14 protein-coding genes are annotated in these 12,637 nt (G+C 60.6%); 13 read left to right on the top strand and 1 reads right to left on the bottom strand.

Annotated features, from left to right (window positions below):
• The first annotated feature begins 130 nt into the window (after nt 1–130).
• The 13 genes from EC915_RS09510 to EC915_RS09450 all read left to right on the top strand — a co-directional run bounded on the left by EC915_RS09510 (nt 131) and on the right by EC915_RS09450 (nt 11,782).
• Nucleotides 131–2,371, top strand: coding sequence for an ATP-dependent DNA helicase (locus EC915_RS09510; protein WP_256658708.1), 2,241 nt, complete (start codon nt 131–133; stop codon nt 2,369–2,371).
• A gap of 145 nt (nt 2,372–2,516) precedes the next feature.
• Complete coding sequence (gene pgm, locus EC915_RS09505) at nt 2,517–4,163, top strand: phosphoglucomutase (alpha-D-glucose-1,6-bisphosphate-dependent) (protein WP_133750279.1); 1,647 nt, start codon at nt 2,517–2,519, stop codon at nt 4,161–4,163.
• Between the two features lie 227 nt (nt 4,164–4,390).
• On the top strand, nt 4,391–4,822 hold the full coding sequence (locus EC915_RS09500; protein ID WP_256658694.1) for a hypothetical protein: 432 nt from the start codon (nt 4,391–4,393) through the stop codon (nt 4,820–4,822).
• A gap of 53 nt (nt 4,823–4,875) precedes the next feature.
• Nucleotides 4,876–5,946 (top strand): harpin HrpZ family protein, encoded by a 1,071-nt coding sequence (locus EC915_RS09495; protein ID WP_133750278.1) that lies wholly within the window; start codon nt 4,876–4,878, stop codon nt 5,944–5,946.
• 39 nt (nt 5,947–5,985) lie between these two features.
• Complete coding sequence (gene sctI, locus EC915_RS09490) at nt 5,986–6,360, top strand: type III secretion system inner rod subunit SctI (RefSeq protein WP_133750277.1); 375 nt, start codon at nt 5,986–5,988, stop codon at nt 6,358–6,360.
• 9 nt (nt 6,361–6,369) lie between these two features.
• Nucleotides 6,370–7,173, top strand: coding sequence for a type III secretion system inner membrane ring lipoprotein SctJ (sctJ, locus tag EC915_RS09485; protein ID WP_133750276.1), 804 nt, complete (start codon nt 6,370–6,372; stop codon nt 7,171–7,173).
• A complete protein-coding gene (locus tag EC915_RS09480; protein ID WP_133750275.1) occupies nt 7,173–7,739 on the top strand; it encodes a type III secretion protein in 567 nt (188 codons plus the stop codon). The genes sctJ and EC915_RS09480 overlap by 1 nt, the downstream gene beginning before the upstream one ends.
• 39 nt (nt 7,740–7,778) lie before the next feature.
• Nucleotides 7,779–8,357, top strand: coding sequence for a type III secretion system stator protein SctL (sctL, locus tag EC915_RS09475; protein ID WP_133750274.1), 579 nt, complete (start codon nt 7,779–7,781; stop codon nt 8,355–8,357).
• Between the two features lie 107 nt (nt 8,358–8,464).
• Nucleotides 8,465–8,689 carry a type III secretion protein gene (locus EC915_RS09470; protein WP_133750273.1) on the top strand — a complete coding sequence of 75 codons (225 nt, stop codon included), beginning with the start codon at nt 8,465–8,467 and terminating at the stop codon, nt 8,687–8,689.
• Nucleotides 8,676–9,107, top strand: coding sequence for a type III secretion protein (locus EC915_RS09465; protein WP_133750272.1), 432 nt, complete (start codon nt 8,676–8,678; stop codon nt 9,105–9,107). Before EC915_RS09470 ends, EC915_RS09465 begins: the two co-directional genes overlap by 14 nt.
• A gap of 1 nt (nt 9,108) precedes the next feature.
• Nucleotides 9,109–11,217: a type III secretion system outer membrane ring subunit SctC gene (gene sctC / locus EC915_RS09460; protein ID WP_133750271.1), complete on the top strand. Its 2,109-nt coding sequence runs from the start codon at nt 9,109–9,111 to the stop codon at nt 11,215–11,217.
• Nucleotides 11,214–11,420 (top strand): HrpT family type III secretion system protein, encoded by a 207-nt coding sequence (gene hrpT, locus EC915_RS09455; protein ID WP_133750270.1) that lies wholly within the window; start codon nt 11,214–11,216, stop codon nt 11,418–11,420. The genes sctC and hrpT overlap by 4 nt, the downstream gene beginning before the upstream one ends.
• 2 nt (nt 11,421–11,422) lie before the next feature.
• Complete coding sequence (locus EC915_RS09450) at nt 11,423–11,782, top strand: type III secretion protein HrpV (protein WP_133750269.1); 360 nt, start codon at nt 11,423–11,425, stop codon at nt 11,780–11,782.
• Between the two features lie 80 nt (nt 11,783–11,862).
• On the opposite strand, the gene EC915_RS25570 is transcribed toward EC915_RS09450, so the two are convergent.
• The gene (locus EC915_RS25570) at nt 11,863–12,591 is read right to left on the bottom strand and encodes a methyl-accepting chemotaxis protein (protein WP_372237875.1); all 729 of its coding nucleotides are present in this window, start codon (nt 12,589–12,591) and stop codon (nt 11,863–11,865) included.
• Nucleotides 12,592–12,637: the final 46 nt, after the last annotated feature.

Here is a 12,637-nt window from a genome sequence, read left to right as displayed (position 1 = left end):
TATCACGAATGCGCTTCCCTTGCTGCCAGTCAACACCATCCCCCCGATCGAACCTGTTACCGACGCGGTATCTGATGAGCTGCCAGCGGCGCCGGCTGCCCCGGCGATCGATCCGCAGGCCGGCTACTCGATTGCCGTGCGCGCGTTGTGCGAATTCACCGCCAAGGTCGGCGATCTCGATCTGCGTTTCACACCGTCGCCTACCGCCCAGGAAGGCATCGTCGGGCATCGTACCGTGGCCGCACGCCGCGGTCCGCACTATCAGTCGGAAGTGTCTCTGTCCGGCGCTTATCACGAGCTGAAGGTGCGGGGCAGGGCGGACGGTTACGACTCAGCCCTCAACCAACTGGAGGAAGTGAAGACCTACCGTGGTGACCTCGACAAGATGCCCGTCAACCACCGACAGTTGCACTGGGCTCAGGCCAAGGTTTACGGCTGGCTGCTCTGTCAGCAAATGCAGCTGGCGGACGTGCACATCGCGCTGGTCTATTTCAACATCGTCAATGAGCAGGAAACCCTGATTCGCGAACGTTTTACGGTCGCGCAATTGCAGGCATTCTTTGAAGCGCAGTGCGGGATTTTCCTGCACTGGGCACGTCAGGAACTGGCCCACGTCCAGTCGCGCAATCTGGGGCTGGCTGAACTCAAGTTTCCCCACGCCGGTTTTCGCAGCGGCCAGCGCGTATTGGCTGAGTCGGTATACAAGGCTGTCAGTACCGGGCGCTGTTTGATGGCTCAGGCGCCGACCGGCATCGGCAAAACCATCGGCACCGTGTTTCCGATGCTCAAGGCCGCGCCGAGCCAGAAACTGGACAAGGTTTTTTTTCTCACGGCCAAGACCCCGGGGCGACAGCTGGCGCTGGATGCGCTGAGCGTCATCGGTCGCAGTGCGCCACAGTTGAAGCTGCGGGTGCTGGAAATGGTCGCTCGCGACAAGGCCTGCGAGTACCCGACCAATGCTTGCAATGGCGATTCCTGTCCCTTGGCCAAAGGCTTTTATGACCGATTGCCTGCCGCACGCAGCGATGCCGTGGCTAACCCCTGGCTGGACCAGGCAGGGTTGCGCGAGGTGGCGCTGCGTCACCAGGTGTGCCCGTACTACCTGAGCCAGGAGCTGGCACGCTGGTCGGACGTGGTGATCGCCGATTACAACTACTACTTCGACCTTAGCGCCTTGCTGTTCGGGCTGTGTCAGCTCAACCAGTGGCGCGTTGCGGTGCTGGTGGACGAGGCGCACAACATGGTCGAGCGCACGCGACAGATGTACAGCGCAAGCCTTGATCAGTACACGCTGAATCAGGTCCGGCAAAACGCCCCGGAGCAACTGAAAAGGTCTCTGCAACGGTTGAACCGGGAGTGGAACGCCCTGCACAAAGAGCAGGTGGCACCCTATCAGGCTTATCCCGGCACGCCCGCAAAGTTTCTCGCCAGCCTGAATCTGTGCGTCGCTGCGTTCGGCGATTACTTCAACGATCATTCCCATGCCGCCAACGGTGAGTTGCAGAGCTTCTACTTCGAGGCGATTCAGTTCGGGCGCATCGCTGAATTGTTCGACGAGCATTACCTGTTCGACATCAGCAAGCGTGAGCTAGGGAGCAGCAAAACGCTGTCGAGGTTGACGCTGCGCAATGTGGTGCCTGCCGGGTTTATCCGCCCACGGCTGACGGCGGCGCGCAGCACCACCCTGTTTTCCGCCACGCTCACCCCCAGGCATTTCTACCGCGATTTGCTGGGGTTGCCCGACGACACCGCCTGGGTCGACGTCGAATCGCCGTTTGTGCGCGAACAGCTGGATGTGCATATCGTTAGTCGTATCTCGACGCGTTACACCCATCGTCAGGCCTCGCTTGCGCCCATTGTCGAGCTCATGGCCGAGCAATTCCGTGCGCGACCGGGTAACTATCTGGCGTTCTTCAGCAGCTTCGATTACCTGCAACAGGTGGCAGGGCTGATGAGCGCGACTCACCCGCATATTCCGATGTGGCAGCAGTCCCGGGGCATGGCCGAGACGGATCGCCAGGCGTTTCTCGAGCGCTTCACGCCCCAGAGCCAAGGCATCGGTTTCGCCGTGTTGGGCGGGGCGTTCGGGGAGGGTATCGACCTGCCGGGTGCTCGACTGATCGGGGCCTTCATCGCGACCCTCGGCCTTGCCCAGATCAACCCGGTCAACGAGCAGCTCAAGCAGCGCATGAGCCTGCTGTTCGGAGCCGGTTACGACTACACCTACCTCTATCCCGGCATGCAGAAAGTGGTGCAGGCGGCGGGCAGGGTGATCCGGGGGCAGGAGGACTGCGGCGTGGTAATGCTCATCGACGATCGCTTCGCCGAGCGCAAGATTCAGCAGTTGTTGCCAGCCTGGTGGCAGTTATAGGACGCACTGCGCAATTGTCTGAAGGGTTACGGATCAATAGCCGAGCAGGGTGGTCCAAGTGCCAGTAAACTGCCGCGCCATCGGCATTTTTTCTTTTGCTGCGCCCCATTTTCTATTCCACGGTTTCCATCCACGGAGGTTTTCCATGAGCATCAGTCCATTGGCGGGCAAACAGGCGCCTGCAGAATTGCTGGTCGATCTTCCTCGTCTCGTGACGGCTTACTACACCGGTCAGCCAGACGCCTCGGTGGCCACGCAACGGGTTGCCTTCGGCACTTCCGGTCACCGTGGTAGCTCCTTCGACCTGAGCTTCAACGAGTGGCACGTGCTGGCGATCAGTCAGGCCATCTGCCTGTATCGTCAGGCCAATGGCATCGACGGCCCGCTGTTTCTCGGCGCCGATACCCACGCGCTGTCCACACCCGCTGCCGCTTCGGCGCTTGAGGTGCTGGCTGCCAATGGCGTCAACGTGATGATTTCCGAAGGCGACGAGTACACCCCGACGCCGGCCGTGTCTCACGCCATCATTTGCTACAACCGTGGCCGTACATCGGGTCTGGCTGACGGTATCGTCATCACCCCGTCGCACAATCCGCCGGAAAGCGGTGGCTTTAAATACAACCCTACCAACGGTGGCCCGGCCGACTCGCACATCACCAAGTGGATCGAGACCAAGGCCAACGAGTTGCTTGCCGAGAAAGTTATCGGCGTGACCCGCGTAACCCTTGAAAAAGCCTTGCGTGCCGACACCACGCACCGTCATGACTACCTCAACACCTACGTCGCCGACCTGAAGAACGTCATCGACATGGACGCCATCAAGGGCGCCAATCTGCGTCTGGGCGTCGATCCGCTGGGCGGCGCTGGCGTGCGTTACTGGTCGGCCATCGGCGAGCACTACGGCCTGAACCTGGAAGTGGTGAACACATTCGTCGACCCGACCTTCCGCTTCATGAGCGTCGACTGGGATGGCAAGATTCGCATGGACCCTTCGTCGAACTTCGCGATGCAGAGCCTGATCGGTCTTAAGGATCGCTTTCAGGTGGCGTTCGCCTGCGACCCGGATCACGACCGCCACGGCATCGTGACACCAACCGGCGGCCTGCTGGCGCCGAACAATTACCTGGCGGTGTCCATCGATTATCTGTTCCAGAACCGACCTGAATGGCGCGCCGAGGCAGCCGTCGGCAAGACTGTGGTCAGCAGCGGCATGATCGACCGGGTAGCGCAGCGCTTGGGCCGTCGCCTGTATGAAGTGCCAGTGGGCTTCAAGTTTTTCGCTGAAGGCTTGTACGAAGGCACGTTGGGCTTTGGTGGCGAGGAGAGCGCGGGGGCGTCATTCTTGCGTCGCGACGGCACGGTCTGGACCACCGACAAGGATGGTCTGATCCCCGCGTTGCTGGCGGCCGAAATCCGCGCGCGTAAAGATCGCGACCCGAACGAGATGTACAAGGCGCTGACCGATGAACTGGGTGAGCCGGTGTCGACACGGGTCGAGGCCAAAGCCAATTTCGAGCAGAAGGCATTGCTCAGCAAGCTGTCGCCGGAGCAGGTCACGTCGACCGAACTTGCAGGTGAGAAGATCCAAAGCATCCTCAGCAAAGCACCCGGAAACGATCAGGCGATCGGCGGCTTGAAAGTCATCACTGAAAACGGCTGGTTCGCTGCGCGTCCGTCGGGCACGGAAGATATCTACAAGATCTACGCCGAGAGTTTCAAAGGCGAGGATCACCTCAAGCGTCTGGTCGCTGAGGCGCAGGTATTGGTAGACAGCGCCATTTCACCGAAGTAAAGCCAGCACGGCGGAGTTCGCAAGGGCTCCGCTGTTGTGCGGTTGTCTTGATTCGCGCACTCCACTGCGACGTGTTCCTCCCGCGCCTGGACGCACATCTGCTGTGGGAGAGCGTTTGTGTGTGTCTGCCAGACATGCTGTCCTGATCCAGCCTCAGTGTCTTTACGCCAGACCTGGTACGCACTTCATACCTGTGGCCACGAGCACCTGTTCATCGCACAAAATCAGTGCTCAACAAATTTTTGAATAACGCGCGGAACCGATCTTCACCTGGACGCCACCCATCAGCACCAAGCACTTCCGCTGGTGACGATCCAGGAGTATCGAAAATGGGCGCTATCTCTTCAATAGGTAATTTCGCAAACAGTCTGATCAACGGCGGCGGTCAGATCGCGCAGCAAACAGCCGGCGCTGGCGCCAACATCACGCAGCAAAGCAACATCACAGACTCAAGCGGCACATCAAAAGCGGAAGCGGCGCAAAGTGCTGCTACCGAAAAAGCCGACGCCAGTTCCGCACGCCTGATCGCGATGCAGACTGATGCTGACATCCGCAAACAAACCAACGACGTCCTCAGTGCCATTCGTTCCGGCAAGGAAGACAGTTCGAACAAGGCGATCAGTGCCGAGGCGCAAAACGCCAAAGGTATCAGCTACTGATCATTCAGAGCGCCCCCTGAAAAAGGGGGCAACCCGCTGAAGTTGGAGGTTTCATGCTAAGTCTCAATGCCAGTATCAACCCGCTGCAGAACGCCCGCGTGGGCAACATGCTGTCGACCGGCTCTGTAGGCGGCCAGCAGGGCACGCAGCAATCGCTCAAGGACGTCATCGACAAGCTGGCCCAGGCGCTCACCAAAGACGGTCAGCTTGACCAGAGCTCGCCACTGGGCAAGATGGTCGGCGACCAGATGAAGAAATCCAATCCTCTGGCCGCGCTGGGTGGTGGTTCGCCTGACATGGTCAAGGCCGCTTTGAGTGAACTCATCAAGGACACGTTGGGCGACAATTTCGGCGCAGCGGCAGACTTCGGTCTCGACAGCGGCACGGGCAAGCCTGATCTGATGTCCCAGGTGCTCAATGGGCTGGGTAAAGCTTCGTTGGATGACCTTCTGAGCAAGCAGGGTGATGGAACGAAGTTTTCTTCCAGCGACATGCCGCTTCTGGACAAGGTCGCGCAGTTCATGGACCAGAACCCCAGCAAGTTTCCGGCACCGGATTCAGGCTCCTGGAAAAATGAACTCAAAGAAGATAACTACCTCGACAAGAGCGAAACCAGTGCCTTCCGCGCCGCGCTGGACATGCTCGGTGGCCAGCTCGAACAGCAACAGAACGGTGTCAGTGATGCAGGCAATGCGGGCGGCGATCTTGGCGGCGATGCCCTGAGCACCGATGCTTCCGCCGGTCAGGATGCGGTGAGCGACCCTGCCCAAGACCTGGGCCAACTGCTCAGCGGTTTGTTGCAGCAGGGGCTGAACGCAAGCACCGGCAACGGCGGTGGCAACAGCGTGGGTGGAGGTCTTGGCACCCCGATCAACGACACCACGCAGTCGGCCAATACTGGTAATACCGGCAACAGCGTGACCCAGGATCTGGGCAAGCTGCTCAGCGGCCTGATCGAAAAAGGCCTGCAAGCCAGTCAGGGCGGTAACGGCGGCAATGTCAGCGGTGCTGGCGGTCAGCAGAACCCTCTGCTCGCACAGCACGACCTGCAAAGCAGCCTGAGCCAAGCGGCCAATGCCATCATTCAGGCGCTGACAGGAGCGGGCAACAACAGCCTGTCCTGATCCAGCCTTTCGTATCGACCCGTCTGTCGGAGAGAACCCGTGACCGTTTCCAACATCAATCAACTCAAATCGTCATCCCCCGATCTTGAGCAGCATCTTGATCAGGGACTGGTCAGCGGCCCTTCGCAGGCGGACGTCGACCTGTTCAATTCCGCCATGCGCCCTGACATGGCGTTGCAGCAAAGCCATCTTTCTGACCAGATTGCCAATGCCTTGTCCGAGCGATTGGGCACGATGGACAAGTTTTCCCAGCAGGCGGTGCGCAAAATGAAGAAGGCGTCCAGTACCGATGACCCGCTGGAGATCGCGCAAATGAGCCGATCCTTGTCCCAGTACTCGTTGCAAATGGCGTTGACCACCAAGGTCGTCAACAAGAGCGCTCAGGCGTTCGACAAGCTGACCAACCTGCAATAGAGGTCCTGCGTGAACTATCTGACTGCGGGCTTGATGTGCCTGATGATGCTGCTCGGCGGATGCAGCGACGACACCGATTTGTTCAGCGGTCTGTCCGAGCAGGATTCCAACGACGTGGTCGCCAGCCTCGCCGATCAGCATATCGATGCGCGCAAACGCATGGAGAAAACCGGCGTGGTCGTCACGGTGGCAACGGCGGACATCAACCGTGCCGTGCGCATACTCGATGCCGCCGGGTTGCCCCGGCACTCGCGTACCAGTCTGGGTGAAATCTTCAAGAAGGAAGGGGTGATCTCGACGCCGCTCGAGGAGCGCGCTCGCTACATTTATGCGCTGTCCCAGGAACTGGAGGCCACGCTCTCGCAGATCGACGGTGTGATCGTGGCGCGGGTCCACGTGGTGCTGCCTGAACGGGTGGCGCCGGGGGAGCCGGTGCAGCCAGCATCGGCGGCGGTATTTATCAAACACACCTCGGCACTGGACCCCGACAGCGTGCGCGGGCGAATTCAGCAGATGGTTGCCAGCAGTATTCCGGGGATGTCCGGCGAGTCGGCGGATTCAAAGAAATTCGCCATCGTTTTCGTACCTGCAGCGGAATTTCAGGACACCGAGCGGCTGGTCAGTTTCGGCCCGTTTCTGGTCGACAGCGCCAACCTGGGCTTCTGGAAAGGCATGCTTTGGGCCGCACCGTTCTTGGGCCTGATGCTCATCCTGTTGCTGGTGCTGATCCTGCGCGCTGATTGGCGCAGCGCACTCTTGCAGCGCATCGGGATAGGCCGCGGCCAGCGTTCGAACATGCCGGTACGTGTGTGATGCCCGACCAGACCGAGCGCTGGATTCAGTGGTGGTGCGCCCCGTGGCAATGGGCGCATCCGGACTGGATGGCGCTGTTCGCCGAGCGCAGTGGCCTGCCGGCCCTGGCGCCGCAGGCACTGTTATGCGGTCGACACAACGCGTTTTTGCAGACCGTGGGCATTACCCCCAGTCAACCGCCAGAGCCGTCCGCGTCATGGGTGCAATGGCTGATGCTCAGCGCTGACCGACAGCGGCAGGCCCTGAACCTGGCCGGAAGTATCTGCTTGGGGCGCGCTGCTTTCAGGGCAACCGGGCCCTTTGCAGAAGGGCGGGTTCATGATGACGCTTTACAGCATGAAGATTGGTGCCGTTCGGTAGCCAAGGCGTTGCGTCCTGGCGCTTGGCTTGCGCCTTCGATTGATGATCCAAGGCTGTTGCTGGCGGCCTGGGCGGGCGAGGCAAGCTGGTCGCGACTGCGGCTGAGCTGGGCGCCGGACGAGGTGCAGCATCACGTTATCGAGCTGCCGCAGAACAAACTGCAAACCCTATGGCAGTCGGTGCTTTGGCGTGTCACCAGCGCTTGAATCGCTCAAGGCTTGAATCCTTAACAACAGGAATTGCACATGCTCGCTAAACGCAGCCTTTCCCTGGCCTCCGACGGGGTGCTCGTCGAGACTATCCTGCGGCGCGAAGACCTCGTCGACGTGCAACTGGCCTCGCAGGTGCTGCGCGATGCTCATCTGCAAGCCGAGCAGATCCTCGCTCAGGCCCGTGAACAGGCGCTGCTCGAGCGAGATCAGGCCCACGCGCAGTTCTGGGGAAATGCCAATAGCTTTTTGCAGGATCTGCAGCAGGAAAGACAAACCCTGCAGCACGAGTCGATGGTGGCTGTCGAACAGCTGTTGAGCAGCGCCCTGGCCAGCCTTCTCGACGAAACATCCTTGGCCGAACGCACCCGCGCCCTCATCCGTAACCTCGCCGACAGTCAGCGGCACGAAGCAGTTGCCACCCTCAGCGCCCACCCTGAGATGCTCGCCGATCTGCGCCAATGGCTGGAGCACAGTCGCTTTGCCGAGCATTGGCAGCTCAAGGGCGATCCGTTGATGGCGCCTCAGACCCTGCGCCTGAGCGACGCCAACGGCGCATTCGATATCGACTGGGCAAGCCTGCGTAACGGATTGGTAGGCCAGTCGGACGAATGATGACCTCTTCCTGAACGAGCATGACGGTTTTTTGCAGCCATGCAGGGAACCGGAGCGGAGCGAGTTTCCACTCAGGGGTTGAACCCCTTATGTCGGAGTCGCCACTCATGATCAGTTTCAAGTCCTTGCAGAGCCACCTCGATCACACCTACAGCCGCGCCCAGAACGACATGGACGACGCTGCCGAAGCCGCCTCGGACAGCGGCACCATGGAAGACCTTCAGGCGTTCAACGACGCCTCGCAGCAGACCAACATCGCCAACATGATCCTCAATGAAGGATTGCGCGCCAAACACGGCATTACCAAAGCGATCATCGATGGAATTCAGTGAATTTGCGGCCATTCTCGGCCAGTGGTGTGAGCAGCGGCCGCTCGCACCGCTGGACTGCTGGATCGACGATGCCAACGCGAGGCTGATGGTCCTTGGCAACGGCGTGAGAATCAGCCTTGACCTGCTTGACCCCTACGACGGAAGCGACCCGCAACGTCTGGAAGCCTTGCTCGGGCAAGGTGGCGCCAGCGTGGCCTGCGCCTGCGCCGGCGCGCTGGCGATCGACCCCGACAGTCGCTGTGTGGTGTTAACCAGCTGGCTGGCGAATCCGTGCAGCCAGACCGATCTGCTCAACCAACTCGAGCAACTGGCCAATCAACGGGCCGCGATGCTTAGCTTGATGCAAACCTCCCTGCGCAACGCCACGGCTTCGTCGTCGCCTCGCGCAACTTTAAATCGCTGGCAACCAGGAGTGTGAAATGCGCAAGGCCTTTATGTGGTTGCCTCTGCTGATGATAGGAGTCGCCGCGCCCACGCTGGCAGCGGTGCCAGATGCCTGGAAACATACGGCTTACGCTTACGATGCCCGGCAGACCGATCTGACTGCTGCGCTCAAGGACTTCGCCAAGGAGTTCGGCATCGGTCTGGAGATGCCCCCTATCCAGGGCACCCTCGACGGACGCATCCGTGCGCAGAACCCGCAGGAGTTTCTTGACCGATTGGGCCAGGAACATCACTTCCAGTGGTTCGTTTACAACGAGGTGCTGTACGTAAGCCCGACCAGCGAGCAGACCTCGGCCCGCATAGAAGTCTCCCCCGAAGCGGTGGACGACTTGCAGCAGGCGCTCTCCGATGTCGGCCTGCTGGACAAACGTTTCGGTTGGGGCGCGTTGCCCGACGAAGGCGTCGTGCTGGTGCGTGGCCCTGCCAAATACGTGGAATTCGTACGCAGCTATAGCAAGAAGGTCGAGGCGCCCGAGAAAGCCGAGAAGCAGGACGTCGTGGTCTTGCCGCTCAAATACGCCAACGCCGCGGACCGAACCATTCGTTATCGCGATCAACAGCTGACCGTGGCCGGCGTGGCCAGCATCCTTCAGGAACTGCTTGAAAGTCGCTCTCGTGGCGAGTCGATCAATGGCGTCAACCTGGTGCAGGGGCAGGGCGGCACTGCCAACGGGATGGCGGGCAACAGTAATGCCTCGGCGATGAATTACGGTGGCATGGACGGCGGCGGCTTCGACACCGGCGCACTGGAACAAGGTCTGGATCGAGTGCTGGGCACCGGTGGAAAGCGTGGCGCGGGCTCCCGTGACAGCACCGGCGCACGTTCCAAAATCCGCGTCAGCGCCGATGTGCGCAACAACTCCGTGCTCATCTATGACCTGCCCAAGCGCAGGGCAATGTACGAAAAGCTGGTCAAGGAACTGGACACGCCTCGCAACCTGATCGAGATCGACGCCGTGATCCTGGACATCGACCGCAACGAACTGGCGCAATTGTCCAGCCGCTGGAATTTCAATGCGGGCAGCGTCAGTGGCGGCGCCAACCTGTTCCAGCAAGGCACCAGTTCAACCTTGTTCATTCAGGACGCAGGCAAGTTTGCCGCCGACCTGCATGCGCTGGAAGGCAATGGCGCGGCGTCGGTGATTGGCAACCCGTCGATTCTTACCCTGGAAAACCAGCCTGCAGTCATCGACTTCAGCCGTACGGAATTTCTCACCGCGACCTCCGAGCGTGTGGCAGATATTCAGGCCATCACCGCCGGCACCAGCCTGCAGGTCATCCCGCGCTCGCTGGACAAGGGCGGCAAATCGCAGGTACAGCTGATCGTTGATATCGAAGACGGGCAGATCGACACGTCGACCATCAATGACGCCCAGCCTGCCGTGCGCAAGGGCAACGTCAGCACGCAGGCGGTGATCGCCGAGCACGGCTCGCTGGTGATCGGTGGCTTCCACGGACTTGAAACCACTGACAGGGTCAACAAGATCCCGTTACTCGGTGATATTCCGGTGATTGGCAAGCTGTTGTTCCAGAATCGCAGCCGCGAACTGAATCAGCGTGAACGGTTGTTCATCCTGACCCCACGCCTGATCGGCGACCAGGTCAACCCGTCGCGCTATGTCGAAATCAGTAACCCTCACGATGTGGACGACCAGATGAAGCGCATCAGTCAGCGCCGCGACGGTGGCGAAGAGCCGACCCGTGGCGACGTGCAAAGTGCCTTCACCCAGTTGCTCGATGGCGTGGCCCCGGTGGGGTTCAACAGTGGCGAAACCTTGCCGTTCGAAGCCGACAGTCTGTGCGATCCGGGACAAGGGCTGGAGATGGACCGCACGCGCTCGCAGTGGTTTTCGAAGAAGGATTGGGGCATCGCTGTCGTGGTGGCGCGCAATACCACCGGCAAACCGGTGCGCATCGATGAAAGCCGTTGTGGCGGCCGCTGGGTGATGGGCGTTAGCGCCTGGCCCCATGCCTGGCTGCAACCGGGGGCGGAGAGTGAAATCTACATCGCGGTGCGCCAGCCGCAGATTTCGACCAAAGCCAAACAGAACCGACCTTCGCTGCTCAAGGGGGCAACACGATGAACGCACGCGTGTACATCATTCTTCTGGTGCTGTTCGCCACGTTGGGCGGCTGCGCGAGTCGTTCCGGTTGTTCGGGCTATGCCTGCAAACGCCCGGATTCCAATGATCGCGAACTGGTGATCTGGTGGCCGCAGGACATGCGTCAGGGTCTGGATGAGCGTGACCATGAGCTGGACTTCACCGTTGTGCCACTTAAGGATTGAGCATGATTCGGGTATCGGAAAAAGCTGCGTTCTATGCGCATGTCGCGGCCGAACGCGCGGCGATCTGGCCGGTGGCGACGGGTGTGGCATTCGTCAGCCGGCGCGAGCACCGCGACTGGGGCATCGCTTTGCACATCGAAGGACGGGCGTTGCGACCCGAGCAATTGCGTGACGCGTTGGAGCGGCGGTTTTCACAGGCGGAAATGTTTAATGACTATTTCCTTTTTCTGGACGTGCAACGGGATTTCGTGGTCTGGCATGCGGTGCCGGGCGCTACTGAATCGCCTACCAGCCTGGACAGCATCCGCCAGCATGAACTGATGCTGGCAGGGCTGGATCACCTGAGTGATGTGGGGCGTTGAGCGCCGTCAGCTGACCTGCGGCTCGCCTGTCAGCTGAACGCCGGGGGTGCGGAAAAAGCCACCTTGGCGCGACGCTGGACTCAGGTCTTGAAGCGGCGCACCAGCCCGTCCAGTTCGTTGGAAAGGGTCGCCAGGTTCTGCGCGTCCCCGCGCGCCGAATCCGCCAGATCCGCCACCCGCTGCGCATCGCCGTGTATCTGGCTGATATGGCGGTTGATGTCTTCGGCCACCTGATGTTGCTCTTCAGCGGCGGTGGCGATCTGGGTATTCATGTCACGGATCACGTCAACCGACTCGCGTATCTGGCCGAAGCTGCTGCGGGCTTGCCCGATCTTGGCGACCGACTGCTGCGACACGTCCAGGCTGGCGTGCATCTGCTGCGCGACCGAGGCCGTGCGCCTGGCCAGATTACCCAGCAGCGAGTCGATTTCTGCGGTCGAGTCCGATGTGCGTTTGGCCAGCGCCCGCACTTCGTCGGCCACCACTGCGAAGCCGCGACCCTGCTCACCGGCGCGGGCTGCTTCAATGGCCGCGTTGAGCGCCAGCAGATTGGTCTGTTCGGCGATCGATCGAATGGTGTTGAGAATCGACTGGATGCCGTTGCTGTCCTTTTCCAGCTGGGTCATGTCATTGGCCGAACGAGAGATTTCACTGCTGAGCTGGTCGACGCTATTGACCGCATCGTCAATCTGGCGCTGACCCTCACGGGCCTGACGCTGACCACTGTCTGCCGATTCTGCGGCCTGACTGCAGGAACGCGCGACTTCGTTGGCGGTGGCCACCATTTCATGGAATGCAGTCGATACCATGTCTACGGCTTCACGCTGACGCTCGGCCGCTTCCGCCATGTCGCTG

Source organism: Pseudomonas sp. LP_7_YM, from assembly GCF_004364435.1.
In the GTDB taxonomy this organism is placed as follows: Bacteria; Pseudomonadota; Gammaproteobacteria; order Pseudomonadales; family Pseudomonadaceae; genus Aquipseudomonas.
Note: the sequence above shows the minus strand (reverse complement) of the source record. Positions and strands in the feature narration are given on the sequence as shown.

Coding starts and splice junctions, on each gene's coding strand:
- EC915_RS09480 (WP_133750275.1), top strand. CDS start 7,173: ATGCCCGACCAGACCGAGCGCTGGATTCAGTGGTGGTGCGCCCCGTGG.
- sctC (WP_133750271.1), top strand. CDS start 9,109: ATGCGCAAGGCCTTTATGTGGTTGCCTCTGCTGATGATAGGAGTCGCC.
- sctL (WP_133750274.1), top strand. CDS start 7,779: ATGCTCGCTAAACGCAGCCTTTCCCTGGCCTCCGACGGGGTGCTCGTC.
- EC915_RS09450 (WP_133750269.1), top strand. CDS start 11,423: ATGATTCGGGTATCGGAAAAAGCTGCGTTCTATGCGCATGTCGCGGCC.
- EC915_RS09495 (WP_133750278.1), top strand. CDS start 4,876: ATGCTAAGTCTCAATGCCAGTATCAACCCGCTGCAGAACGCCCGCGTG.
- pgm (WP_133750279.1), top strand. CDS start 2,517: ATGAGCATCAGTCCATTGGCGGGCAAACAGGCGCCTGCAGAATTGCTG.
- EC915_RS09465 (WP_133750272.1), top strand. CDS start 8,676: ATGGAATTCAGTGAATTTGCGGCCATTCTCGGCCAGTGGTGTGAGCAG.
- EC915_RS09470 (WP_133750273.1), top strand. CDS start 8,465: ATGATCAGTTTCAAGTCCTTGCAGAGCCACCTCGATCACACCTACAGC.
- hrpT (WP_133750270.1), top strand. CDS start 11,214: ATGAACGCACGCGTGTACATCATTCTTCTGGTGCTGTTCGCCACGTTG.
- EC915_RS25570 (WP_372237875.1), bottom strand. CDS start 12,591: ATGGTATCGACTGCATTCCATGAAATGGTGGCCACCGCCAACGAAGTC.